We start from the raw sequence: 22676 nt of genomic DNA, 5'->3' as shown, positions 1-22676 counted from the left end.
CAAGCGGTTCCTGCCGTGCTCTCCCCCGTGCCCAGGTTGACGGCCCTTGGTGCGATGGGTAGACCCGTGGAGCTGACATCTCATCTGACCTGGGAGCCCTATGTTCTCCGCGCGCCGCTTGGCTGCTCTGGCCTGCCCGTTGCTGGTCTTGTCCGCGGTCGCGTGCACTCCCGGCGCCGCCCACCAGGATGCGAAGCCGCCGTCGGCCGGCCCGAGCGCCTCGTCGTCCGGCGGCAAGAGCGGCGGCCTTCGTCTGACGGACGCGATCGGCCGGCTGAAGGTGTCCGGCGAATCCCGTAGCGGGTATGAGCGGGATCGGTTCCGTCTGTGGACCGACGCAGACCACGACCACTGCGACACCCGCAAGGAAGTGCTGCTGGCCGAGGCGGTGAAGAAGCCGCGGCAGGGCAAGGGCTGCAAGCTGACTGGCGGCACCTGGCGCTCCTATTACGACGACAGAACTGTCACTGACGCCCGCAAACTCGACATCGACCACGTCGTGCCCCTCGCCGAAGCCTGGGACTCCGGTGCCTCGAAATGGACGCCGGAGCGCCGGGAGCAGTACGCCAACGACCTGGGCAGCGAGCGCAGTCTCGTCGCGGTCAGCCTGGGCCCGAACCGGACCAAGGGCGACAAGGATCCGGCCGAGTGGATGCCGCCGGCGAAGGACGCCACCTGCACCTACGCCGCCGACTGGGTCACGGCGAAGCTCCGCTGGAAGCTGACCGCCGACCGTGCCGAGATCAAGGCCCTGCGCACGACGGCCGCGGGCTGCAAGGGCACGACGGTGACGGTGACGCCCGCGCCGTAGCCGCCGCTGGGCAGGGAGCACCGGAGGTCGGATGCGGTTCGTGCCGTCGGCGACGCATGCCAGATACCCGTCAGCCGCGCGAGCGGCGACCGGGCGTTCGCCGGTGCCGGCCTGCGGCCAGGGGCGCGCCCCGCCCCCCCCAACGGCATCTTGGCCGGGCTCGGTTCGTCCGGGGGCCGAACCCGGCCCGTCCAGGGCCCCACTCAGCTGGCCGGGGGCACCATCACGTCAGCCCCGGGAGAGAGCCTGCTGGACCAAGCTCGCGAAGGTGGAGTCACCGTCTTCGAGTTCGCCCAGAACTTGGGTCACTGCAGCAGCCTGGATCGCCGGCGCCCACCGTGCCTGCAAGTTCATCAGCGCTGGCGCGCTCTCCGCGTAGACCGTCTGGAAGAAGTGGTGGTTGCAGATCACCACCATGAACTCCGGATCTGAGTCCAGCCCGTCGGTGCGGTGGTAGATCTCCAGCCACAGAGGGGTGAGGTCTTTCCGCGACAGCGTGCCCCACTCCGAGTATCCGGCCTTCTTGGTGCTTGTCTCATGGTCCGGGATGTGCGCGAATCGGGCGAGCGGGTCAGATTCGAGCTCGATCCACTGGTCGGTGGTGGTCAGCATGAAGGGGTTCTTCTTCGTCATGTTCCTACGGTGCCGTATCGATAGGGGCGAGCACCCGTTGTCCGAGCTTTCCGGTGAGCGCTCACGTACACGCCGGCCGGAACCGTGCGCGCCTGTGGGATGCCGGTGGGCATGGCGACGGACCGGGGCGTGGGCCTGTTGCCACGGCGTCGCCGAGGACTTCACCGAGGTGCCGCCGCCTTACGTGCGGCCAGCGAACGTTCCCTGTGTGGGGTCCTCACCTCTGCCGTGCTTCCGTCGCGGTATTTCACGACGCACCGCTCGCCCGGCTGGGCGGGGCACTGTGTGCACGGAAGGTCGATCCAGGCCGTGGCCGGGTCGGCTCCCGGAGTCAGGCGCACCCGGGTCGGTGGCGGCACCAGGTCCTGCTTGCGCTGGCGGGGCGGGCGTTTGGCCCGCTTCTGCGTGGCGGTCGGGTCGCAGGACGCGTGGACCGGCTTGCCCCGTGTACGGGGAGCCTTGCTGTAGACGGTGGGGGACTCGGCCGTCGGATCACCGCACATCGCACAGATCAGCGGGCCTTTCCTGGGCCGCTGCTTCTGGGTGGCCTGCGGCTTCTGCGCGGGCAAGATCTGCATGCTCCCGTCCGTACGGGTCACCGTGACCTCGGAGGCCGGCGGGACGCTGTACGAGCGGAGCTTGGGAGTGGCCGTGTGGGTCTGTCCCTTGCGCCCGCCCCGGCCGATACGTCCAGTCATGGGCCGAGGGTAGAGCCGCGGCGGGCTCTACCCTCGTGTCCAACTCACTGCCGTTGCCGTGTCACCCGCAAGGGGTCGGATCGGCCGGCCGCTCTACAGCGCGTCGACTCCCTGGGTCGCACGGTCGCTGTCCCAGGATCCGGCGTCCAGCATCGGGCGGGCGACGGCCTCGTAGCCCTGGAGCATCATGGGGGCGGAATCGGTGCCGTGGCCCCACACGCTCTCGAACCGTCCGACCCAGCGCTCCACGCCCTTGAAGTACACGGACGAGCGGCCCTTGGTGTAGTCGGCGTCGCCCTGCTCTTCTTCGACCAGGACGGCGGCGGAGGCGAGGATGATGACGTCCACGGCCTGGTCGGCACGCAACCGGTCGCGGACGGCGAGGCCGCAGGTGACGCCGTGCCCTCGGTGGTGATTGATGAGTTCGAGCAGCGGGCGGGCGTAGTCCTCGCGCACCAGGTCGTCGCGGTAGCAGATGAACAGGCGGTCGATGCTGCCGCCGGCCTGGACAAGGCGGCGGTTGGCGGCCAGGTATTCGCGGCGCTGGGTGAGCAGCTGCGGGTTGGTCGTCAGGTCGGCCGCGAGGATCCGCTTGGGCAGCGTGTCGCTGTCGATGAGGGTCTTGACGAGCATCACCGACAGGCGCGGCACCTCGCTGGCGTAGACGCGCAGGTGTCCGTCGGCGATCTCGCCGTAGTCGGAGATCAGCTCGCTCTCCAACTGGGCGCGGACCAGGTCGTAATACGCGGCGTCGTCCATGGCCCGAAGGTTAGTTGCCCGGCGCAGCGTGATGAACCGCTTCCTCAGCCAAAGATGATTCGCCACCAGCGCCAGCACGATGACGGTCTCCGCTATCAGCAGGTAGTCCTTGTTGACGCGCTCGTTGACCCAGGCGATGACCGGGATGATGACGCCGGCCAGGCCGATCACCCCGCTCAGTACGGGTGACCCCACAAGGTCGGCGAGCCGGCGGACCGGATCCTGGCGCGGTGCGGACATGACGAAAGTTCCTCCCCCTGGCCAACTGGCCTTCAGCGATTCATGATGTGCCGGGCCGCCGCCTTGTGCCGTAAGGCGAAGCGCCCGGGGCCGTGCTTCAGCGGCTGTTCGTCCCCGGCGCCGCGGGGATGGTGTAGGCGACGTCCCAGCGGTCGGCCGGGACGATGATGTCCGCGGTCTCCACCGGCCGGCCGGACGTGTCGTAGTGGGTCCGGGCGATGAGCGTGGCCAGCGACCCGACGGTGGCGCCCGCCAGCAGCTGCGCCTGGGCGCGGCTGAGCTGGATGGGGCGGGGCACCTCCACGGCCTGGGTGACGGTGATGCCGATGTGCGCCATCCGCGCGGCGACGCCGCGGCCGGCGAGCGGGCCGGCCTCGGGCAGGACCACCACGGTGGTGCCGGTGAGCTCCATCGGCTCCCAGCTGGTGGAGACCATCACCGGCCGGTGGCGGGCGTCGAGCCACTCGTACTGGGTGCGCACACAGAGGTCACCGGTGGCAATGTTCAGCCGCTCAGCGATCTCGGGCGGGGCGCCGAGCTTGGCTTCGCTCTCCGCCTCCCAGGTGCCCACGAACCCGGCCGGGGCGAGCCCGGACAGCTCCGGTGCGCCTTCGGGTGCAGGGGTGCGCAGCAGTGTGCGGCGTTCGTGGGGATCGCGGACGTAGGTCCCGGATCCGGCGCGTCCCTCCAGCAGGCCCTCGGCGATCAGGGCCTCCTGGGCGCGACGGACGACGTTGTCGCCGTATCCGCCGAGCTCGGCGCCCAGGGCGGAGCGGGAGGGGAGCTTGTGGCCGGGCGGCCAGGCGCCGTCGGCGATACGGGCACGGATCTCGGCTGCCACGTGCAGGTACGGAGCCGTCTCCCCGCGGGTGCCGTTTGTCCCCTCGGCCATACCTCTCCTTGCCCGTGATGCTGTCGCCATTGACAAGCTAGTTCACTAGCCGGAAGCTAGTGGGCTAGGAATGCGACGAGTGATTACGGGCTGATCGAACGTGAGCGTAGTGCGCGACCACCGGCAAACCGCCGTCATCCACGCAGCAACCACGCAGCTCACCGCCCTGATGGGCCAAAGCCCGCGCGTCATCGACCAGCCCGGCGCCATACGGATCGAAGTCGACGTCAGCGAGGACTTCCTGACGCATCACTGGCCGCGCCTGCACGCCGTCCTCGACCTCGGCACGACCTTCGGCCTGCGCACCACAGCCACCGGACACACGGCCTGGCTGCGCCTCGAAACGGGAGACACCCGCCCATGACCGCCGCCCCTGCCCCGCCCCTGGCCATCCAGTACTTCGCCAAGGGCCACGGCGCCGAGAACGACTTCGTCATCCTCCCCGACCCCGACGGCCGCCTGGTCCTGTCCGCCGACGACGTCATACGCCTGTGCCACCGACGCTCCGGCCTGGGCGCCGACGGCATCCTGCGCGCGGTCCGCTGCGCCGCCGAACCCGAGGCCGCCCCGATGGCCGACAGCGCCGAGTGGTTCATGGACTACCGCAACGCCGACGGCACCCGCGGCGCGATGTGCGGCAACGGCATCCGCCTCCTGGCCCGCTTCCTCGTCGACGCCGGCCACTGCGCCCCCGGCCCCCTCGCCCTCGCCACCCGCGCCGGCACCCGCCACATCCATGTCCCCACCCGCAGCCCCGACTTCCGCGGCCCGGTCAGCGTCATGATGGGCCGCCCGACCCTGCCCGGCCCCGACGGCATCGAGGTCACCGCCGGCCCACGGAGGTGGCCCGCCGTGCATGTCGACATGGGCAACCCCCACGCCGTCGCCTTCGTCGACGACCTCGCCCTCGCAGGCGACCTGCGCACCGCCCCCACCGTCACCCCGGCCCACGCCTACCCCCACGGCGTCACCACCGAATTCGTCACCATGCTCGGCCCCCGCCACCTGGCCCTGCGCGTCCACGAACGCGGCGTCGGCGAGACCCGCGCCTGCGGCACCGGCGCCTGCGCCGCCGTCGCCGCCCTCCGGGCACGCGACCCGCAGTCCTCTTCCCGGGGCGACTACGCCGTGGACGCCCCTGGCGGCCGGCTCCACATCCGCGTGCACCCAGACGGCATGGAGCTCACCGGCCCCGCAGCGATCATCGCCCAGGGCGCCCTGACCTTCCGCCCAGCCCACGACGCGCCCGCCGCGGACCACGTCGAACACCAAAAGGCGACGGCCTCATGACCCACACCGTGCTCTACGACCCCGACGGCCACCTAGACGCCGAACCCGGCCTCCCGCTCGACCGTGAACCGCACATGGGCCTGGCCCGCAACGTCATCGACTGGAGCGGCACGGAGCGTCTCTCCACCCGCGACTACGACCAGATCGCCCTCCAGCTCACCGGCCACGCCCACGCCGTGGCCGCCGACGTCCGACACCGCTGCGCCGCCCTTTCGCCCCGGGCCGAGCCGCGCGTCCTGGCCGAATTGCTGCTGGAGGAGGCCGAACGGCGCCTGGGCCAACCGCGGCTGGGAACCGCCCAGTGCGTACAGATGCGCGCCCGCCAGCTGCGTGCCCTCTACGCACGTCTCGACCACCTCACCGCCGTCTGCACGGGCCCGGAGCACTCTTCGCGGGCCGGTGCGCATGCAGGCTCTTGAGCCGTCCGTCGCCTCAGCGGCGGTTCAGCCCGGTGTCCGTGGTGACCGGACACTGACCGGATGCACGGCAGTCGGCCCGGGACGTGGGTGTCCCGGGCTCCCGGCAGAGGACGGTCGAAGGGGCGGGCTATCGGCGCTGTCCGGCGGTCCCGGTGCGGGGCGGCTGCTGGCCGGCGAAGAACTGCTGCACCGTCTTCGCCAGCTCGGCGAGGGTGTCCTCAACGGGGCTGATCTCAAGGACGTCCAGGAGCGATACGCAGGTGGCGGCGTAGCCGCCGAGTTCCACGATGAGGTCGAGGAAGGCGTCTTGGTCGCCTGCGATGAGGTTGCCGAGAAGGTCGGCTGCCTGTCCGGGGTCATCCGCGCGCATAGCGAGCAGCAGGTCTGGCATCGGGGTGTCCTCGGCGCCCTGGGCGCGGCGGGCGGCCACCAGCTCGTCGACCAGTTGCTGGGTGGTGATGTTCTTGTGGTCGGCCAGGACCACGGTCAGGTCGCTCGCGCAGAGCGCCGTGCCCAGGGCCAGGGCGGTGAGCCGCTCCATGCCGTCGTCGTCCGCGTCGGCCTTCGCGGCACGGAGCACGACTTGGCAGGCAGGGTCATCGCCCCGGCGCACCGGGGCTTCTCGCTGTGCGGACGCGTGGGAGGCGTACAAAAGCTCCATCACGGGCGTGTGGTCAGCAGGCATGCCCCCATCCTTCCGTGCAGCCGCTCTCTCGCGGGACGAAATGGTGGAGACGGAGAGAATGCAGCACCCCGCCCTGCCGGGCCGTCTGCGAAGCCGATCAGGACGAGCTGTTCAACAGGCGCAGGAAGGTGGCGAATGCCGTGCTGGAGAAGCACAGCGGGGCCTGGTCCGGGTTCTTCGAGTCGCGTACCGCGACGGCACCGGAGCCGATGCACGCGATCTCGACGCAGTTGCCCGCTCCGCTGCTGTAGCTGCTCTTGCGCCAGGCGGGCTCGGTGCGGGGGTTGGTGCTCAACGGATCTCCTTGATCACATCGCGGATGAAGGTGCGGGAGTGCTTGGTGTCGAGGGCCTGGCTGCGCAGGTGGTTGAAGGCCACGTCGTACTGGCCGATGTCGGCGTCCTCTTCGAGGTAGAGGGACGTGGTCATGGGCTCCACCACCACGACGGGGCTGCCGGTGTCGAACCGGAAAATCGTGTGGGTTCCGTCCTGCGCGGGGTGCGCTCCGGCAGCGAAGGGGAGCACCTGGATCTGCAAGTGGGGGAGTCGCTCCTGGAGGGCAAGGAGGTGGCGCAGCTGCTCGGCAAGCACCACCGGCCCGCCCATGACCCGGCGCAGCGCGGCTTCATCGAGTACGCACCAGACGGGCAGGGGATTCTCGCGGGTCAGTACGGACGTGCGCTGCATGCGCAGTTCGGCGAACGCGTTGACCTCCCGTTCGGTCCTCCAGCGGCGGCCGCCGTCGATGACGGCGTGGGCGTAGTCGTGGGTCTGGAGGATGCCGGGGATGACCTGGGAGGCATAGATGTCGGCCTGGGCGGCGAGCTCTTCGAGTTCGAGATAGTCGGCGAAGGCGTCGGGTACCGCGTCGCCGTACTGGCGCAGGAGGTTGGCGCGCCGGGTGGAGGCGGCGAGCGCGGCGAGCTTGCGGATCTCGACGCGGCGGGCGTCGCCCTCCTCGATGCCGTAGGCAGTGAAGTACGCGTCCAGGGCGGTGGTGGACACGAGCCGTTTGGCGTTCTCCACCTTGCTGAGGGTGGCTCCGCTGGGCAAGCCGATCCGGGCGGCGGCATCGTCGAGGTTCAGGCCGGTGCGGCGCCGCATGGTCTTGAGGGCGCCGCCCAGGCGCCGGCGCATCATGTTCGGCTGGGCCTCTGACATCCGGGTTCCTCCTCCTCGTCGCCGGTGACTCTACAGACCTCAACTGCCGCGTCATATGCCAATGTTGACCCGATAGGCGCAACCTTAAGGCGCAACCTTGCGCCTTACGCAAGGGCGTCGGCATGCTGAGAACGTCCCACTCAGCACCCAGTGGACCGGCCCTCGCTGCGCTGCGGCCGGAGCCCTCCCGTGCTGCCGGATACGCCCTACGCCCCGCCGCGCTCGCGCGCCGGGCATCGAAGGAGTCCGTATGGCACCGCGCACGCTGACTCTGGCCGTGATCCGTCATGCCGAGTCGACGGAGAACGCCACCAAGCCGACCTTCTACCGCGACCCGCGCCCCTGGACCGCGGCCGCGGCCCACGCCTTATCCCGTGACCTCGTCGGCCTCACCCCGCGCGGCTTCGAGCAGTGCCTGTGGCTGCGCCGCACCCTGCCCGAACTCCTCGGCCCCGCACCGGTCGTACGCACCTCGCAGTACCGGCGCTCCCAGGACACCGCCGCCCTGGCCCTTCCGGGCGCCTTGAGCGAAGTGACCGCGGCGCTGAACGAACAGCACTACGGCGCCGCCACCTACATGACCAAGCGGGAGCTGTTCGCCACCTTCCCCGAAGGCGCGGAGGACCGCCGCTTGCGCAAGCACCTGTGGGTGCCGCCGGGTGAAGGCGGCGAATCGCTGGCCGGCGGTGTCCTGCGCCGGGCAGGTACCTTCCTCGCCACGCTCCCCACGACCGCCGCGACCGCGGCCGCGGTGGTCGCCGTCACGCACCACACCGCGATCCTGGCGCTGCGCACCCTCCTTGAGGAGCGGCCGGTCACCGACCTGGTTGAGGAGGCCCGCCGCCGCAAGACCCCGAACGCGGCCGTCCTGCTCTACCGGCTGCGCGACGAGCGCTTCGAGGCCGCCGGCGTCGCCGAGCCGGACTGCTGAGGGCGCGCCGATGACGCTCTTCCTCAACGGGCCCGTGCAAAACGGCGCCTTCACCCTCGCCAACCGTCCGGGCAAGGCCGCGGGCATCCGGCTGGCCGAGGCCCTCAACCAGCTCACGGGCGCACAGCCCGCACCGCACCTGTGGAACACCGTCACCCTCGACGGCGACCTCCGCCACCGCACCGCGGCCGCCACCACGCTGCTGTCGCGCGGGCAGTGGGAGCGGCGCCAGCTCGCGGCGAAGTACGCGCCCGGCCCGGCCCCGGTCGCCGGCCTCCTGACCGACACCGCACCGCAGGTGGCCGCCCTGGCCCTGCGCGTCTGCGAGGAGCTGCTGGCCACCGGCACGCTGGCCCTGGCCCACGTAAAAGTGCGGCTGTGTCGGGCCTGCGACCACATGACCGGTGAGGTCGACCACGCCTGCCGGGCCTGCACCACCGGCGCCGGCACCCGTCCGGCCCTCCGGCAGCTGCTCGTCCACGACCGGCCCGACAGCTGGCCCGTGCTGGAGCGGGCCGACTTCCACGCGACCCGGGCCAGCCTGCCCGCGCACCTGGTGAACATCGCACAAAACGCCCCACAGCGGCTGCTCCTGTCCCGCACCCGCGCCTGCGGCATCAGCCTTGGCCCGCTCGGCCTCGACGGCATGGTGCTCGACCCCCGGCTGGGGCTGCACCTGGCCGTGCTGGCCGCCGCCGCGCAGCGCGGCGAGGACCGGCCCGTCATGACCCTCACCGAGAACGCCGCCGCGAACGTCGCCGCCTACGGCGCCCCGGTGCGCCGGTGGGGCGGAATGCAGCTGCGCTACGCGCTGCACGGCCGCATCCCCTACGACGAGCCCGTGCTGCGGCGGCTGTTCGAGGCGCACCGCGTCACCCCGCGGCTACAGCGACTGTTCACCGAGTGGTACCTGCCGCTGTGCGCATGGCGCGAGCGCGCCGGCATCACCCCGGCCCGGCTCCCGGCGCTGATCAAGTTCCTGCGCCGAGTCGACCTGGCACGGCCCGCGATACCCGCGGACGAAGTCCTCGCCGAGCTACAGCACAGTGCCGAGGCCGGCGACCGGCGATGGGTCATGGACGCCCGCGTCCTGGCCCACGCCCTCGCGCACCGCACGGACGTCGGTTCCGCAACGGAACCCCCGGAAGGAGAAACCGGATGAACCCCCAACCTGCCGACTGGCACTTCGTGAAGAAGCGCACCGCCGATCCGGCCGGCGGCGCGGTCTACGTCAACGACGACCGCACCCGCTACCGCCGTACCGGCGGCGAGGCCCTCGCCACGGAGGCCGCCTACCAGCGCCAGCTCGCCGAGTTCGGCTACCCGGTCCCGCGCATCCTGGACAACGGCCTCGACGACGGCCACGTCTTCGTCGTGGAGGAATCCCTGGGCGACCACTCGCTGCACGACATGGCCCTGGAGAGCCTGGACGGCACCCGCGCCCTGTCCGACACCGTGGTCGACCTGGCCACCGAGGTCGGCGGCCGGCTGCTGCGCGCCCAGGCCGCACACGCGGTCCCCGCCGACCGGCTGATGCTGCGCGAGTGGGTGCGGGAGGCCGGGTGGACCGACAACGTCTTCACCGAGAACCCAGACCTCGCCACCACCCGGGTGCGGGCGGCCCTGGAGAGGGCGGTGGCCCAGCTCGCCGGTGTGCCGATGGTGCCCGGACACCTCGACTACGGCCTGCCCAACGTCCTGCCGGTCGGCGTCATCGACTGGCAGCACCACGGCCTGGTGCCGCTCGGCTACGACACCGCCCTGGCCCTGGAGATCGTCCCGTTCAAGGGCGGCACCAAGGGCTACCTGGCCAGCCCCGAGCAGCGCCGCCGGTACCTGGAAGCGCTGAACGAGGCGGCCCGCGCCACCACCGGACAGTCCCTCAGCCAGCACCTCGCGGCATTCCTGCTGGTCAAGGCACTGTTCTTCCTCGCGCTGATGAAACCCGCCGACCCCGCGCGCACCGACAAGCACCTCAAGTGGCAATACCGCCGGCACCTATTCACGGAGGTCCTGGAGCAGTATGAGCGCACCGGAGCAGTCGACCCCGCCCGCTTCCTTACCCTCGACGACTTCGCCGCTCGGCACGGCGCTCCCGGCCATCCGTGACCGCGACTACCTCCTCGACCGCTCCGGCGTGATCTTCAAGGTGATCGGGGACGTGCACCCCGGATCGCACTGGCTGGGTTACGTGAAGTACTACCCGGACGAGCGCGGCGACCGGAGCCTGTTCGGCCGGACGTACCGGCAGAACACCGTCGTGTCCAAGGCGTTCGGCATCCTGGCCGACCGGCCCGAGTGCTACGTCTACTCGCCGGCCGTCGGCTGCGTCATCACCGGCGTGCCGCGCGAGGACGTCGTCACTCACTACTCCTGCCGTCGCGCCCTGGCCGCGCTGCACGAGCGGCCGGAGCTGCTGGATGGGTCACCGGTGAGCAAGGACCTGGCCGCCATCGTCACCTGGGTCGTGGAGGCCGGCGCCGCCGACGTCATCGGCGTTACCGGCAGCTTCCTGGTCGGGGTGTGCAACGCGCGCTCCGACATCGACCTGGTCTGCTACGGGCCCCGCGGGTACAAGGCCGCGGCCGAGTTGTTCGCCGAGCGGTCGCTGATCCGGCCCTACGAGGGCGAGGCCCAGACCCGGCTGTATGTCCGGCGGGCAAAGTACATGGCTGGCTCGTCCTTCGACGCGTTGATGCGGCAGGAGGCCCGCAAGCTGCAGGGCATGACCACCGGGTCCGGGGCGCACATCAACTGCGAGCCGCTGCGGGACGACGGCGACCGCACTCTGGCCGGGGTGGCCGCCCAGGAGGTAGGCGCGATCAGCGTGCTGGCCCGGGTGACCGACCACAACGAGGGACTGGCGACGCCGGCCGTGTACGGCATCGAGGTGGACACGGTCACCGGCTCCACGATCGACGAAGCGGACGTCTTCGCCCGGCGGATCACGCAGATGCGTTCCTACCTGGGCGCGTACACCGGCGCCTTCCGCGAAGGCGACACCGTCTACCTCTCCGGCCGCCTGGTCCACCTCCACGGCCCCGGGGAGCGCAGCACGTTCGGCATCGAGTTGACGCCCTGGTCCGCCGCCGAGTCCTTCCTCGCCAACCTCGCCCGCTGACCGGCCGTCGCACCACCCAACCGAAGGAGTACTTCGTGGTCTCGGACCCTCAGGCATTCGCTTCGGCGGCCGCGTTCTACACCCGCTACCGGCCGCACTACCCCGACACCCTGTTCTCCCTGCTCGCCGACCGCTTCCCGCTGGCCGATGCGCGCGCCCTGGACCTGGGGTGCGGCCCGGGAACCGTCGCGCTGCCGCTGGCCGAGGTGACCGGCGAAGTCCTCGCTGTCGACCCCGCAGCCGAGATGCTCGACCAGGGCCGCCGGCTGGCCGCCGAACGGGGTGTGCGCAACATCCGCTGGATCCAGGGCGACGCCGCGGGCTTGCCAGCACTCGGCCTGCCACCGCTCGACCTCGTTGTCATGGCCAAGAGCTTCCACTGGATGAACCGCGACCAGGTGCTCGCCGACCTCGACGCGCTCACCACCGAAAAGGCCGGAGTCGTCATCGTCTCTGCCGGCCCGCCCGGCACCACCGCACTGCCCGAGTGGGCCGAGGTCATCGAGAAGGTCCGAATCGCCCACCTCGGCAACACCAGACGGGCCGGACGCGGGGTGTACCCGCAGCCGACCGAGCCCTACCGCAACACCCTCGCCCGCTCCCCGTTCAACGCCGTGGTCAGTACGGCCTGGGACGAGACAGTGGTGCGCACCCTGGACGAACTGATCGGCCTGCAATACAGCAACAGCTACACCTCCCCGGCGATGCTCGGCGAGCGCCGGAAAGCGTTCGAGGAAGACCTGCGCCAGGCGTTGCTGACGCACGAGCCGGCCGGGCGGTACGAGGAGACAATCCGCACCGAGGCTCTCGTCGCCACCCGATGAGAGGAGGCTGCCGGCCCTATGCCCGTCGGGGGCAGGGCCGACAGTCGGCCTGGACCCAGAAGGCGCCCGGCTGAACGACCCGATGATCAAGTGGCGTGGCGGAGGACCCGGCGTCTGGGGCACGGCTCCTGGCTGACGAAGCAGGTGCCTGTCGGACGGCTACGTGGCGGTCGGCTTGGCCCGTCCGGCTTCGACGTTGGTTCGGCAGGTCTTGCACAGCGGATTGCCGCCGTGCCCGTACCGGTGGCAGGGCTGCTGGCAGGTCGCGCAGCGTCCGACTTCCTTGGGCGGGCAGGACAGGGCAACGGTGGGTGTGGGGGTAGGTGTAGTCACGGCGGAACCTTTCTTCTCAGCGACATAATCCACCCAGGGCGAGGCGCATTCCCCGAGAGCCTGTCGCGTAGACCGGGAGATCACGGCCCAAGGGCGGATCACCGCCCGCAGCCGGGTGTGTGATGTGCATCACGAGGGCGAGCCCTCGATTCCTACGGGCTCGAAGCAAGGTGAGGCACCGGCTCCGAGAAGCCCCTGGTCACAGTGTGTATCCGCAACTTCGCTGTCCGTCTACCGGTCGGTAGGGGGTGCGGGGTGGGCGCGTTCGGAAGCTCAGTCGTCACGATCGGTCGAAATTCCTTCGCGGGAGCCTCCACGTTTGCCCACCCTGGACCGCTTAGCTGTTCCGTGAGGGCAACCAAGTCCTCCGGCACGAAACTTAGTTGGGCTTGCGGGGGCTGGCTCAGTGCCGACGAAAGGAAGGAAGAGCACTCTTGTCCAATCTGCTCATCGGCGCTCTGGTGATAGCCACCGCTGTGCGCGTCTTCGCCCCCGATGCGGTGCGTCTGGCAAGGCGGGGATTGGCAGTCGGTGTCAGGGTGGGGGCCGCTTCGCTGGCCGATCACCGGCGCGTCGGCGGCCCGCCCCGGCTGCACATGGAGATGCCCCTGCCGCTCCCGACCGCCGAGGGGGAGGACGCGTGACGGAGAACAGGAGGACCGGCCGGACGGCGCCGAGCTCAGGCGTGCACGCACCGCAGCAGATCCCTGTGGCCTTTTGGGCCTTCCACAGTCGCTTCCATCGGGCCTACCGCAAATACGCGGAGCTCCATCTCGCTGACGAGCGGCTCGCCGGCGAGGTCGTCCACATGGTCTTCATGAGCCTCCTGCGGGGCTGGAAGCGGCTGATGGAGGAGGCGTGCCCCGCCGCCAGTGCCTGGGCGCACCTCAAAGAGGCCGTCGACGACGTTCTCATCGCCCAGGGCCGGGACTCCGCCGTCGCGGAGACGGCTGTGTTCCAACGAGTCGCCCGCGCGGTGCTGGAGGGCGCGAGGGATGAGTTCGCCGCCATGGAGAGCAGCGTCGGACTGTATCCCGCAATCGCCCGCCTGCCCGCCCGTCAGTTCGACGTGATGGTGCTGCACTACGTCCTCGACTACAGCACCGCCAAGACCGCCAGCATCATGGGAATTACCGAAGCCACGGTGCGCTCCCACCGCCTCCACGCCCGCAACCGGATCGCCCTCGAACTGGGCCTGGAACCCGACACCGAACAGACCGAGGACTGAGGAGTACCGCCCCATGCAGACGCCGCGCACCCTGGATGACCTCCTGCGCGATGCCCGCGCCTTTCCCCATGACGACTTTGGGGAAGAGGAGGAACGGGCCTCTCGCCGCCGGCTGGAGGAAGACTTCAACGACGCTGCGCTGCGCGGCTCTGCCTGGGGCGGCTACCCGCACCCCGCCATTCTCCAACCGCCCTTCGCCGCCGGACGTCCCGCTCCGGCGGCCCGCCGGGAGCGGGCGGCCCGCCAGCTTCGCGTCCTGTCCTTCTGGACGGTCCGCAGCCCCCATGCCGCACGGCACATCGCCAGCCTGGCCACGACACACCAGATCGACCCCGACAGCTCCATGGCCTTCGCCTGCCTGCTGCACCTGGCCGGCCGCGACGAGCAGGCCGAGTTCCTCTGGCAGTTCGCCGCAGGCGCCGGCAAGTCAGCCTCTGCCGAATGCCTCTACCTGCTGTACCTCACCCGCGGCGAGCTGCGGCACGCGCGGCACTGGGCCCGACAGGCAGCCGAGCTGGACGCCGGCGATGCTGGCCCGCGCCGCCACATCCCCCCCTCGCCCACGCGCCGGGGCCTTGAGCCCCTGACCTCCCTGATGCTCCTCCGCGCCCTGCGCATCCTGCGAGGCCAGAACTCCTGCACCGCCGAGTGGACCATGGAGACCTTCTACACTCACGCAGGAATGCTCTCCCGATCCCTGACCATGGCTGTCCAAGGGCTCACCGCCGAACCCACTGACGAAGCAGACGCCCTGGCCTGGCCCGACCTCGCGCTCGCCGACCAACTCCACGCGTGCCAGGCATGAAGCCGGCCGGGACGCGTCGCGGGAGGAGGCCGGCAGGCGCGCGATACGGCATGGCCGCCAGCCCACGTAGCGCCACCTCGTCGTGCAACACGGAGCGGCTGCGCACACGCCGGTTCGGCGCCAAGACGGAAGTCGGCGCTGCCGATGTCCAGCACAGGCGGAGTTCGCGCAGGCCAACGGTTGCCGACATCATCGAGCGATACGCCACCACCACCACCAGCAATCGGATCCGGTCGAGGAAGAGCGAAACGCCACCCCATCGGCCCGCCTTCAGCGGGGGCCGATGGGCGCGGCGGCTCGATGCCTTCGAGACGGGCGGCGACCTGGTCCAGTGCCGCCGGTTCGTCACCGGCCGTGCCGAAGGCGACCGGAGGCCCCCTGCCGGTGCGTGGCAGGGGGCCGGTCGGCCAGTCGCATTTCAGTCAGCGCGGTCGATCCGGATGCAGCGGAGCGAGAGGATCGACACGGCGGCAGCGATGAGCTGGGGCACATCCGGCTGCAGGTAGAGCAGGTAATACAGGGCTCCCGCCACCGTGAGGTCCGAGGCGTGAGGCCGCGTCCACCTGACTCTGACGCCGCGCCAGGTCTGTGGTTCCATGAGTGGAGTCCTTCCTTGTCGAACGCACCGATGGGGTTCTGGACGCCATCGGAGGCCGCCGGGCATGGCGGCCTCCGTCGTCTCGGCATCGACATTAGGGCGCTGAGATTGGCCCTGACTTCGTCAGGGGGCCGCCGTCGGCCACTGGGCTGCACACCGTTCCTGGCCTGCGACGTTCCGGCACTCCAACTTTTCTAGAAGCTAGGCTATAGGCGCTCTGACCTGCTGGTTTCTTGATTATTGGCGCTCCGGATCCCCGCAGATCGGCTGTGAGCCGAAAATTCCGTTCATAAGGTGGCTCAAACTCGCCCCTGTCCGCGCGAGTGCCGGCGGAGACCCGCTGACGACCCGTGGCGCACCTGCCGGGACCGGGAGCTCGGGCAAGGAACCATCACCGATGCCCAGTTCACGGTCCGATCGCGCCGAAGGGATCGAACCCCAGTAATTCGATCTTGCGCTGGCGGGTGGCCTCCTTGATCCTCCACTACTGGCTGGCGGGGTAGGCCAGGTTCAGCGCAGCCGCCGGGGGAGCGAGCAGGTATTCAGCCCTGGGACAGCCGGTGAGGTGCGGGCACTCCTCCAGAACGCGGTTGCAAAAGGCGCACAGAAGACCGCGCACCCGGCCCGTCTGGTGGTCGTGGTCGACCACCGCGCCGGGGTACAGGCCGCACAGCTGGCAGTCGACACCGAACGCGTCGACCAGCGCTGCCCGAAGACGCCGGAGTGATGCCGTACTGACAGGCCGAGGCGGCCACACGTGATGCAGGGCGTACCTCCCCGCCAGGCAGCGCCTCGGCCGGTCGATGCTGCCGGGATCCACGCCCGCGCCGATCGGGCGCACCACCCATTCGGCGATCCGGGAGCCCCGGACCGTCGCCTCCGGACCGTCATAGTTGCCCGTCCAGTCCTCCGGCCCGCCCCGGCCTTCAAGCCATCCGCAGTGCCGCTGATGGCTCCAGCCGTCGGCCGTCTCCGTCTCGCCGCACAGCAGCCAGCCCGCCCGTTCAAGGTGGACCAGGCCGTCGTCTCCGGGGACGGCGAGAACCCGGCCCGGGGCCCCGGGGGGAGCGTCCGGCAACCGGCACGGCCGGCTCTCGGCGTCACGGACCATCGCCTCGACGTGGGCAACGCCCTGGTGCGCCCAGCGCCACAGCAGCTGCGCTCGCCGGTACGCAGGAAACTCGTCCAGGGCGGCCACGAAGGCATCCTGCCGCAGGGCACTGACAGTCGGCCGTGCCGACGAAAGGCCGGCTGACCGCCTCGGCGACGCCCAGCCTGCTGCCCGGCACTTCAGTCCGTCGCCCCAAGGGGCAAGGGGCGCCCCCGCCCTCCCTCAGCTTCACCGCCCGAGCCTGCCGAGCCAATCAAACATCAAATCGATGTCCAATAACTGTCTAATCCAACGCCAATCCATGTCCATCATGCTGTATGTTACGGGCATGACTGATGACCAATTCGCTGGAGTGAAAGCCCTGCTGGAGGAAGCGCGGCTGATGGCGGCGATGCCCGAGCCGGCGGAGCGCCGCCGGCTGCGGGAAGCCGCAGAGCTCTCCCTCGCCCAGGTCGGTGCGGCGGTCGGTGTCGGCCGTCAGACCGTCGCCAACTGGGAAGCCGGCTCCGCCACTCCGCAGCCGCCCGCGCGAGCCCTGTACCTCGCCCTCCTGGAGGGCCTCGCCGAACTCCACCCGGCCCCCGTGGCCGCAACCTTCCAGGAGCCGGTGGCGCCGGCGTTCGTCACGCCGGAGGCCGCGCAGACCGCGTGGGGGGACAACGGGATGGCCGTCCAGGGGGAGCCGGGCCCGTGCATCCGCTGCGGTGTCCCCACGCCCTACCGGTCCACCGACGGCCGCCCGCTGCACGCCGGCGCCATGTGCCAGCCCCCGGCGGCCGCCACGGCTCCGCAGGCCGCACCCGCCGCCCAGCCCGCACCCACACAGGAGCCCGAGGCCCCTGCCCCGGCCCCTGCCTCGCCGGTACCAGCACCGCTGCCGAACCGATCCCAGCGCCGCGCGAAGTCCGCCGCCCGCGCCGAGGCCGAGACTCACGCCATGATCAGCATCGCCGTGCACGAGGAGCTGGAGCGTGCCGAAGGCGACACCGAGGCCGCGCTGAAGGCGCTGACCAAGCGCGCCATCCCGGACGTCATGGCGATGTTCGACGAGACCCGGGCGACCGCCCGCTACCAGTTCACCGCCTATCCGGCGCTGCCGGACATCCTCAAGAAGCCGTCGAAGAAGGAGCCGGACCAGATTTGGGAGGCCCGTCCCGCCTTCCACCACCCCGACTTCTCCCTGAAGGTCCCCGGGAGCGTCCAGGTCACCGCCCTCGACGCCAACGCCGCGTATCTCTCCGCCCTCAAGTGCTGGTTGCCGATCGGGAAGCTGGAGCACTCCACCGGGGCCGACGGCGTGGGCCCCAAGCGCTCCGGCGTCCACCTGATCACCCCCGCCGAGTGGCGCCACCCGCACCTGCCCAACCCCCTCGGCGACCGCGACACCGACGGGGCATTGTGGGTCACCAACGCCACTCTCAGGCTGCTATTCCGCCTCTCCCAACCGAAATACGGCCTTATCGAAGCACCTGAAATTCACGAATCGTGGACGTCCGGCGCGACAGAGAATTTCCTCGATGCGCTGCGCAAGATTCTCACCGTCGCGCGGGCGAAGGCGATCGACGAGGAGGACACGATCACCACCGAGTACGTCAAGGCGATGTATTCGAAGTTCGTTTCCACGATGGGCGAGTCCATTTACAACCGGGAAATTGAACGTCCGGACTGGATGCACAACATCCACAGCCAGGCGTACGCCAACCTGTGGACCAAGGCGTACAAGGCCCACCAGGCCGGCCTGGACGTCATCGCCATGGTGGGCACCGACGAGCTGCACGTCACCGGCGACTGGCGCCGCGTCTTCTCCGAGGGCCGGGGCGTGAGCGACATGAAGATCAAGTACAGCGACGCCAAGGCGTCCGGTGAGTACACCGTCGGGCAGGTGACCCGCTGATGGCCGGCACCGAAGAAGGCCGCTGGAGGGACCTGGGCGCCTACCGGGCCCGCGGAATCGCCGGATGGGTCGCCCTGGCCGAAGGGCTCGACAAGATGGTGACGGGCATCGAGTCCCCCGTCGACTCCGAACGCGGCCTGGCCGCCCGCCTGCGCTACCTCACCGCCTCCGACGCCGGATACGAAGCCATGGACCGCGCCGGCATCCACGTCCGCCCCCGCACCCTGATCGCCTGGCTCGCCGAAGAAACGACCCCCAACAAGGCCAACCTCGCCCGCCTGGACGCTGCCTACTGGGAACTGCGCCGCCGCAACGTCGTCGCCGACCTCAAGCGCCGGCTGAACAACCGCGGCCGCGGCACCCGCATCGAGATCGACCCCGTCGACCAGTCCCAGGTCGAGCGCCGCCACCAGCGCGACCTGGAAACCCGCGACATCAACGTCCGCGGCGGCGTGTGGGACCGTGCCGTCGACGCCTGGAACGCCGGCGACAGGCACGAGCTGGACGCGATCTGGGACGAGATCATCCAGGCCCTCGGCACCGACTGGGACGCCTACACCTACGTCTCCTCCGTCGGCTGGGCCGCCTGACCCACACGAACGAAGGGCCCGGAGTCACTCCAATTGACTCCGGGCCCTTCGCCGTCACCGTACCCGCGACGCTGCCCTGGCCGTGGGGGCAGGTGGATACCGCGGAGGGTGTGCAGCCGACTCGCAGGTCGGACACCTGTGCCTTGTCCTAAGCGATGACCTATGCAGCGTCGGGGTCGCAGGTCCAGGCTGGAGTTAGCCGCTGTTGCTGAAGGAGGCGGCACTCATGCCAGAGCGTATCGATCTCCCTGCCCTGGTCTTCGTCGAAGCCGTCGATGAAGACCCCGACGAAGCCCCCGACGAAGACGAACCTGGGTTGGGCACCCTGGACCCATATGAGCGGCATCGGACGGCAAGGCGAATGCCGCCGCCCACACTGAGCGACCTCGCTTCGGAGGTGGTCAAGCTGCGCCACGAACTGACGCACCTACGCAAGATGGTGGCGCTCAATGTTGAGACTTCCGCGCTCCGAAAGCAGCTAGACCGCCAGCGTAGGGAGACGGAGCACGCCATCGTGGCGATCAACGTTGAGGCTTCCGCGCTCCGGAAGCAGCTAGACCGCCAGCGCAATGAGACGGCACGCGTCGATCAGGCAGCCCAGCTCCGCGGCGACCTCGCTGAGCTCCACCGGGCCGTCAAAAAGCTTCAGAGCCGCTACGACCACCTCTCCGACCGGTGTGACCGCATCAGCGATCGGCTCCTAGGCGTCCGCAAAATCGTTGAAACGGAGATCAAGAAAATCAAGAGCACCACCTCCGCTCCGGAAGGACGGCCGGCCAGACAACTACAAGATGACCCTTCGCCGAGGAGGCCGGTCGGCGGCGATCGTCCGCTGAAATCTCCACTAGCCGAATTTATGCAAGCCAGCAGGGACGCCGAGAAGGCGAGGCAGAACAGTCTGTGGATCAATGGGCCCTCAGCAGGCATGGAATAGCGCAGGCTGAACCGCCCCTCCAGGGCCTCAGAGCTGGCCTCGCAGTCCCTTTCTCTGGTTCATCTCCGCGATGCCAGCGAGAAGCTGGTCGGAATACAGCGCTCGCGTCCGCGCTGCTCGCCGCCCCTGCCGCCTGCGCGTTTCCCCTCCAGGGGAACGCTGTACGCACTTCCCGCAGCAGGCGCCGGTTGTTCTAGAGGACCAGAACGGAACGATTCCCCTGGTGATACCGTCCGGCCGCGCCGCGCACCGTTGACCTGCGGTTTCCCCTGGAGCGTCTACCCCTTCGTGCGGCCGATCCTCGTGGCGTTTGTTCTGGAGAACCAGAACAAGACGGTTCCCCTGGTGATACCAACCCGGGAAGAGCGTGCGGCCCGCTGGGCATGCGAACGGCGCCGCACCGGAGGTGCAGCGCCGTGGGGTTCTTCGCGGGGTCAGGAGACAGCTTTGAGGGCCTGCCGGCGCTTCTGGTCCTCCTTGCGCCGCCGCTTCTCGGCCAGCTGATCCTGGTAAGCCGCCACGGCCTTCTGGTACCGGTCGACGAACCCTGGCGAGTTCAGGCGCTCGGCCTTCGGCATCGCCTTCACCGCTGCCACGGCGTCCTCGGGTGAAACGTACGCCGCGAGCATGGCGTTGAGCTGGTAGACGCCGGCGCGCTGCTTCTTCACCAGCTGCGCCAGGTCCAGGTCACGCAGTGCCGCGTTCACTCCCGCCCGGCTCAGATTGAGCATCTGAGCGAGGGTGATCTGGTCGATCTCGATGCGGCCGCCCGGCTCGCTGTGGGCCCGCAGCTTCAGCAACACGCGGTACGCCGCGGGCAGCAAGTCGAGGTCGGCGACGATCCCCTCCGCGTTGACCGCGGCGAAATGCAGACCACTCACTGTCCTGCCTCCTTCTGCGCCGCCCGCTCTTCCCGCCGGCGGGCGCGCTCCTCGGCCCGTTCCTGACGCAGGCGCTCGATCTCCTGCCTCATTGTCTCCAGCGACGGGTAGCGCACCAGATCGGGCAGGCTCTTATCCGCCTTGATCTGATCGATGACCGTGTGTTGCTCGACCTGCACGTATTCGGGATCGATGTCCTCGGTGCCGGGGATGAACTCTGCCACGCGATAGCTGTACGGCGGATTGAACTGGTAGACCCCACGCTTCACGCGGAAGACGATGCCGTGGGACATGATCTCCCCTAGGGCCTCGTTGACCTTCTGCCGAGCCACGTCCAGGACGGTCGCCATCTCTTCCTGCGTCAGGTGGATCCGGCCGCCGGCCTTCTGACAAGCGATCATCAGCAGGATCAGCCGAAGCGGCAGGGCCTCGCGGAAGAACTGCGAGATGATCAGGAAGAACTCCAGGCTGTCCATGGAGAACGCGTTCGGCTGATCAGCCGGCCCGTAGAACTTCAGCGGCTTCCGCTCGCCGGTGACTGTGATCTTCCTGCGGGGGTACCGCTTCGCGACGTCGTCCAGGTCCTTCAGCGGCCGTAGAGGCCGGTCCCAGGCGTCAGCGGGATCGCCCAGGGGCAGCTTGGGCTGCGGCCCACCAGGGGCGTTCCTGGAGCGGCGCTGCGGCTCAGTCGACACGAGGATGCTCTTCCCACGTTCTGTGATCTTCGGTCCGGCGACAGTATGTCACCTGTGCTTGACATCAATGTCACTCCGACACGACATCTCGCGGGAGTTGTGTCCCCTCAGGCGGGACACAACTCCCGTCGCCTTGGCCCGTCCGTCGCTCTGCGACTCCGTGTCGCCTCCACTTGACATGATGGACCCGATCATGTCGGCTCTGGTTGACATGGAGCCCCCGTTATGCCCCCTCAGTCGGGACACTTCGCAGCCGATGTGTCCCTGCTGAGGAGTCGGATCGCGCCTTACTCAAGCCCCTGACCAGCGGCTTCTTGATTTCGCCAAGTATTAAGTGGGCTGAGGTCACTACGACGCGGAGGCCCGGCGGTCCTCCAGTCCCTACGACGCGCGCCTCACCCCCCTCGGGGTGGACCAGAAGCAGGACCTCCCAGGGCGCCAGCGAAGTTTCCAAGGGGGCCTGAAGGCGCCCAGGCCCCCTTCGATGATGCGTGCCATCAGAAAATCCCGGCTGTATTCAATTTTCCGTCCAGAGTTGCTGCACGTTCACGGGCCATTCCGATATTTGCTTCCTGAACGGATCAGCGCGGATCGGCGGATATGTTCTCGCGCGGTCAATTTCTCTAGCACGCATTACTTGGTCATGTCCTCTGAGGAATTCACGGGGTCTAGTACCCTCGGGGGTGGTGCCCTGGTTTCACGAACTCTACCCTTGCATCACGGAGTGATGCAGCAGATTCGGAGGAGTAGCCACCAAAGGGTGGTTCCTGGTAAGATCTGGCGTGCAAGCCGCGCCTTCTGGTGATGCAGCGTCAGTGGCTAGCGGACCGTCACCTTTCACCCCAGTCTCCGTCAGGAACAGGCGCACCCTCACCCCTCCCCGTAGCCAGCTCTCTTGAAGTTCGTCGACCACTACACCCGCACTCGCCAACTCTCCCGGATTCTCGAAATCCGAATGCGCGTGAATTCCGGAGGAATTTCACAAACAATTCCGGAGGAATTGTTTAAACCCCGGAGGGGTTTATCGTCTTTACGGCCCGTAGGGCCGTGCGTCGTTCCTCCGGAGGAGGACGCGCGCATCATCCGCAGCGGGTCATCGGAGAAGGACTCCTCGGGCGTCCCCGGCGTGCGCAGCACACGCGC

General features: G+C 69.3%; 28 protein-coding genes. 16 read left to right on the top strand and 12 right to left on the bottom strand.

Annotated elements, in window-relative coordinates; translation table 11 throughout:
• Positions 1–100: 100 nt before the first annotated feature.
• Positions 101–811, top strand: a complete 711-nt coding sequence (locus ABZ851_RS32795; protein WP_361135452.1) for an HNH endonuclease family protein — start codon at positions 101–103, stop codon at positions 809–811.
• Between the two features lie 228 nt (positions 812–1039).
• Here the strand turns inward: ABZ851_RS32795 and ABZ851_RS32790 are convergent, their stop codons facing one another.
• The 4 genes from ABZ851_RS32790 to ABZ851_RS32775 all read right to left on the bottom strand — a co-directional run bounded on the left by ABZ851_RS32790 (position 1040) and on the right by ABZ851_RS32775 (position 4033).
• A complete protein-coding gene (locus tag ABZ851_RS32790; RefSeq protein WP_361135450.1) occupies positions 1040–1444 on the bottom strand; it encodes a hypothetical protein in 405 nt (134 codons plus the stop codon).
• 161 nt (positions 1445–1605) lie between these two features.
• Complete coding sequence (locus tag ABZ851_RS32785) at positions 1606–2142, bottom strand: hypothetical protein (RefSeq protein WP_361135448.1); 537 nt, start codon at positions 2140–2142, stop codon at positions 1606–1608.
• A 93-nt stretch (positions 2143–2235) separates the two neighbouring features.
• A complete protein-coding gene (locus ABZ851_RS32780) occupies positions 2236–3141 on the bottom strand; it encodes a hypothetical protein (protein ID WP_361135445.1) in 906 nt (301 codons plus the stop codon).
• 97 nt (positions 3142–3238) lie between these two features.
• Positions 3239–4033, bottom strand: a complete 795-nt coding sequence (locus ABZ851_RS32775) for a GntR family transcriptional regulator (protein ID WP_361135442.1) — start codon at positions 4031–4033, stop codon at positions 3239–3241.
• A 100-nt stretch (positions 4034–4133) separates the two neighbouring features.
• Here ABZ851_RS32775 and ABZ851_RS32770 point away from each other — a divergent pair, with 100 nt between their 5' ends.
• From ABZ851_RS32770 to ABZ851_RS32760, 3 genes are read left to right on the top strand one after another with little or no spacing between them, the layout of a single operon-like run.
• Entirely contained in the window at positions 4134–4397 is a 264-nt protein-coding gene (locus ABZ851_RS32770; protein WP_361135439.1) for a hypothetical protein, read from the top strand.
• A complete protein-coding gene (dapF, locus tag ABZ851_RS32765) occupies positions 4394–5323 on the top strand; it encodes a diaminopimelate epimerase (protein ID WP_361135436.1) in 930 nt (309 codons plus the stop codon). The genes ABZ851_RS32770 and dapF overlap by 4 nt, the downstream gene beginning before the upstream one ends.
• Positions 5320–5742 (top strand): restriction endonuclease, encoded by a 423-nt coding sequence (locus tag ABZ851_RS32760; protein WP_361135433.1) that lies wholly within the window; start codon positions 5320–5322, stop codon positions 5740–5742. The genes dapF and ABZ851_RS32760 overlap by 4 nt, the downstream gene beginning before the upstream one ends.
• A gap of 127 nt (positions 5743–5869) precedes the next feature.
• Here the strand turns inward: ABZ851_RS32760 and ABZ851_RS32755 are convergent, their stop codons facing one another.
• From ABZ851_RS32755 to ABZ851_RS32745, 3 genes are all read right to left on the bottom strand, one after another.
• On the bottom strand, positions 5870–6427 hold the full coding sequence (locus ABZ851_RS32755) for a hypothetical protein (protein WP_361135430.1): 558 nt from the start codon (positions 6425–6427) through the stop codon (positions 5870–5872).
• A 97-nt stretch (positions 6428–6524) separates the two neighbouring features.
• Entirely contained in the window at positions 6525–6722 is a 198-nt protein-coding gene (locus ABZ851_RS32750; RefSeq protein ID WP_361135427.1) for a DUF397 domain-containing protein, read from the bottom strand.
• Positions 6719–7588 carry a helix-turn-helix transcriptional regulator gene (locus tag ABZ851_RS32745; RefSeq protein ID WP_361135424.1) on the bottom strand — a complete coding sequence of 290 codons (870 nt, stop codon included), beginning with the start codon at positions 7586–7588 and terminating at the stop codon, positions 6719–6721. The genes ABZ851_RS32750 and ABZ851_RS32745 overlap by 4 nt, the downstream gene beginning before the upstream one ends.
• 250 nt (positions 7589–7838) lie before the next feature.
• On the opposite strand from ABZ851_RS32745, the gene ABZ851_RS32740 reads away from it, so the two are divergent.
• From ABZ851_RS32740 to ABZ851_RS32720, 5 genes are read left to right on the top strand one after another with little or no spacing between them, the layout of a single operon-like run.
• Complete coding sequence (locus ABZ851_RS32740; RefSeq protein WP_361135421.1) at positions 7839–8519, top strand: phosphoglycerate mutase family protein; 681 nt, start codon at positions 7839–7841, stop codon at positions 8517–8519.
• A 10-nt stretch (positions 8520–8529) separates the two neighbouring features.
• On the top strand, positions 8530–9681 hold the full coding sequence (locus ABZ851_RS32735) for a hypothetical protein (RefSeq protein ID WP_361135418.1): 1152 nt from the start codon (positions 8530–8532) through the stop codon (positions 9679–9681).
• Positions 9678–10628 (top strand): phosphotransferase, encoded by a 951-nt coding sequence (locus ABZ851_RS32730; RefSeq protein ID WP_361135415.1) that lies wholly within the window; start codon positions 9678–9680, stop codon positions 10626–10628. The genes ABZ851_RS32735 and ABZ851_RS32730 overlap by 4 nt, the downstream gene beginning before the upstream one ends.
• A complete protein-coding gene (locus tag ABZ851_RS32725; RefSeq protein WP_361135412.1) occupies positions 10543–11640 on the top strand; it encodes a hypothetical protein in 1098 nt (365 codons plus the stop codon). The genes ABZ851_RS32730 and ABZ851_RS32725 overlap by 86 nt, the downstream gene beginning before the upstream one ends.
• 35 nt (positions 11641–11675) lie before the next feature.
• On the top strand, positions 11676–12464 hold the full coding sequence (locus ABZ851_RS32720; RefSeq protein ID WP_361135409.1) for a class I SAM-dependent methyltransferase: 789 nt from the start codon (positions 11676–11678) through the stop codon (positions 12462–12464).
• Between the two features lie 159 nt (positions 12465–12623).
• Here the strand turns inward: ABZ851_RS32720 and ABZ851_RS32715 are convergent, their stop codons facing one another.
• Entirely contained in the window at positions 12624–12797 is a 174-nt protein-coding gene (locus ABZ851_RS32715) for a hypothetical protein (RefSeq protein WP_361135406.1), read from the bottom strand.
• 434 nt (positions 12798–13231) lie between these two features.
• On the opposite strand from ABZ851_RS32715, the gene ABZ851_RS32710 reads away from it, so the two are divergent.
• The 3 genes from ABZ851_RS32710 to ABZ851_RS32700 all read left to right on the top strand — a co-directional run bounded on the left by ABZ851_RS32710 (position 13232) and on the right by ABZ851_RS32700 (position 14830).
• Complete coding sequence (locus ABZ851_RS32710; RefSeq protein WP_361135403.1) at positions 13232–13441, top strand: hypothetical protein; 210 nt, start codon at positions 13232–13234, stop codon at positions 13439–13441.
• Between the two features lie 65 nt (positions 13442–13506).
• Complete coding sequence (locus tag ABZ851_RS32705) at positions 13507–14025, top strand: sigma-70 family RNA polymerase sigma factor (protein WP_361135400.1); 519 nt, start codon at positions 13507–13509, stop codon at positions 14023–14025.
• Positions 14026–14038: 13 nt separating this feature from the next.
• Positions 14039–14830 carry a hypothetical protein gene (locus tag ABZ851_RS32700; RefSeq protein WP_361135397.1) on the top strand — a complete coding sequence of 264 codons (792 nt, stop codon included), beginning with the start codon at positions 14039–14041 and terminating at the stop codon, positions 14828–14830.
• A 418-nt stretch (positions 14831–15248) separates the two neighbouring features.
• Here ABZ851_RS32700 and ABZ851_RS32695 read toward each other — a convergent pair whose 3' ends face one another.
• On the bottom strand, positions 15249–15428 hold the full coding sequence (locus tag ABZ851_RS32695; protein ID WP_361135394.1) for a hypothetical protein: 180 nt from the start codon (positions 15426–15428) through the stop codon (positions 15249–15251).
• A gap of 484 nt (positions 15429–15912) precedes the next feature.
• Entirely contained in the window at positions 15913–16626 is a 714-nt protein-coding gene (locus tag ABZ851_RS32690) for an endonuclease domain-containing protein (protein ID WP_361135391.1), read from the bottom strand.
• Positions 16627–16867: 241 nt separating this feature from the next.
• On the opposite strand from ABZ851_RS32690, the gene ABZ851_RS32685 reads away from it, so the two are divergent.
• The 3 genes from ABZ851_RS32685 to ABZ851_RS32675 all read left to right on the top strand — a co-directional run bounded on the left by ABZ851_RS32685 (position 16868) and on the right by ABZ851_RS32675 (position 19957).
• On the top strand, positions 16868–18433 hold the full coding sequence (locus ABZ851_RS32685; RefSeq protein WP_361135388.1) for a helix-turn-helix transcriptional regulator: 1566 nt from the start codon (positions 16868–16870) through the stop codon (positions 18431–18433).
• Entirely contained in the window at positions 18433–19023 is a 591-nt protein-coding gene (locus ABZ851_RS32680; RefSeq protein ID WP_361135385.1) for a transcriptional regulator, read from the top strand. The genes ABZ851_RS32685 and ABZ851_RS32680 overlap by 1 nt, the downstream gene beginning before the upstream one ends.
• Positions 19024–19249: 226 nt before the next feature.
• The gene (locus tag ABZ851_RS32675) at positions 19250–19957 is read left to right on the top strand and encodes a hypothetical protein (RefSeq protein WP_361135382.1); all 708 of its coding nucleotides are present in this window, start codon (positions 19250–19252) and stop codon (positions 19955–19957) included.
• A 434-nt stretch (positions 19958–20391) separates the two neighbouring features.
• On the opposite strand, the gene ABZ851_RS32670 is transcribed toward ABZ851_RS32675, so the two are convergent.
• Positions 20392–20838, bottom strand: coding sequence for a MarR family transcriptional regulator (locus ABZ851_RS32670; protein WP_361135379.1), 447 nt, complete (start codon positions 20836–20838; stop codon positions 20392–20394).
• On the bottom strand, positions 20835–21533 hold the full coding sequence (locus tag ABZ851_RS32665; protein ID WP_361135376.1) for a hypothetical protein: 699 nt from the start codon (positions 21531–21533) through the stop codon (positions 20835–20837). Before ABZ851_RS32665 ends, ABZ851_RS32670 begins: the two co-directional genes overlap by 4 nt.
• An 895-nt stretch (positions 21534–22428) precedes the next feature.
• On the opposite strand from ABZ851_RS32665, the gene ABZ851_RS32660 reads away from it, so the two are divergent.
• Positions 22429–22676 (top strand): hypothetical protein (locus ABZ851_RS32660; RefSeq protein WP_361135707.1); only part of this gene is annotated, 248 nt, incomplete at its 3' end.

It is taken from the genome of Streptomyces sp. NPDC047049 (assembly GCF_040643995.1).
GTDB lineage: Bacteria > Actinomycetota > Actinomycetes > Streptomycetales > Streptomycetaceae > Streptomyces > Streptomyces mooreae.
This window is presented reverse-complemented; position numbering and strand designations above follow the sequence as displayed.

Coding starts and splice junctions, on each gene's coding strand:
- ABZ851_RS32775 (WP_361135442.1), bottom strand. CDS start 4,033: ATGGCCGAGGGGACAAACGGCACCCGCGGGGAGACGGCTCCGTACCTG.
- ABZ851_RS32700 (WP_361135397.1), top strand. CDS start 14,039: ATGCAGACGCCGCGCACCCTGGATGACCTCCTGCGCGATGCCCGCGCC.
- ABZ851_RS32735 (WP_361135418.1), top strand. CDS start 8,530: ATGACGCTCTTCCTCAACGGGCCCGTGCAAAACGGCGCCTTCACCCTC.
- ABZ851_RS32745 (WP_361135424.1), bottom strand. CDS start 7,588: ATGTCAGAGGCCCAGCCGAACATGATGCGCCGGCGCCTGGGCGGCGCC.
- ABZ851_RS32780 (WP_361135445.1), bottom strand. CDS start 3,141: ATGTCCGCACCGCGCCAGGATCCGGTCCGCCGGCTCGCCGACCTTGTG.
- ABZ851_RS32680 (WP_361135385.1), top strand. CDS start 18,433: ATGGCCGGCACCGAAGAAGGCCGCTGGAGGGACCTGGGCGCCTACCGG.
- ABZ851_RS32675 (WP_361135382.1), top strand. CDS start 19,250: ATGCCAGAGCGTATCGATCTCCCTGCCCTGGTCTTCGTCGAAGCCGTC.
- ABZ851_RS32760 (WP_361135433.1), top strand. CDS start 5,320: ATGACCCACACCGTGCTCTACGACCCCGACGGCCACCTAGACGCCGAA.
- ABZ851_RS32785 (WP_361135448.1), bottom strand. CDS start 2,142: ATGACTGGACGTATCGGCCGGGGCGGGCGCAAGGGACAGACCCACACG.
- ABZ851_RS32730 (WP_361135415.1), top strand. CDS start 9,678: ATGAACCCCCAACCTGCCGACTGGCACTTCGTGAAGAAGCGCACCGCC.
- dapF (WP_361135436.1), top strand. CDS start 4,394: ATGACCGCCGCCCCTGCCCCGCCCCTGGCCATCCAGTACTTCGCCAAG.
- ABZ851_RS32740 (WP_361135421.1), top strand. CDS start 7,839: ATGGCACCGCGCACGCTGACTCTGGCCGTGATCCGTCATGCCGAGTCG.
- ABZ851_RS32695 (WP_361135394.1), bottom strand. CDS start 15,428: ATGGAACCACAGACCTGGCGCGGCGTCAGAGTCAGGTGGACGCGGCCT.
- ABZ851_RS32790 (WP_361135450.1), bottom strand. CDS start 1,444: ATGACGAAGAAGAACCCCTTCATGCTGACCACCACCGACCAGTGGATC.
- ABZ851_RS32685 (WP_361135388.1), top strand. CDS start 16,868: ATGACTGATGACCAATTCGCTGGAGTGAAAGCCCTGCTGGAGGAAGCG.
- ABZ851_RS32755 (WP_361135430.1), bottom strand. CDS start 6,427: ATGCCTGCTGACCACACGCCCGTGATGGAGCTTTTGTACGCCTCCCAC.
- ABZ851_RS32725 (WP_361135412.1), top strand. CDS start 10,543: ATGAGCGCACCGGAGCAGTCGACCCCGCCCGCTTCCTTACCCTCGACG.
- ABZ851_RS32795 (WP_361135452.1), top strand. CDS start 101: ATGTTCTCCGCGCGCCGCTTGGCTGCTCTGGCCTGCCCGTTGCTGGTC.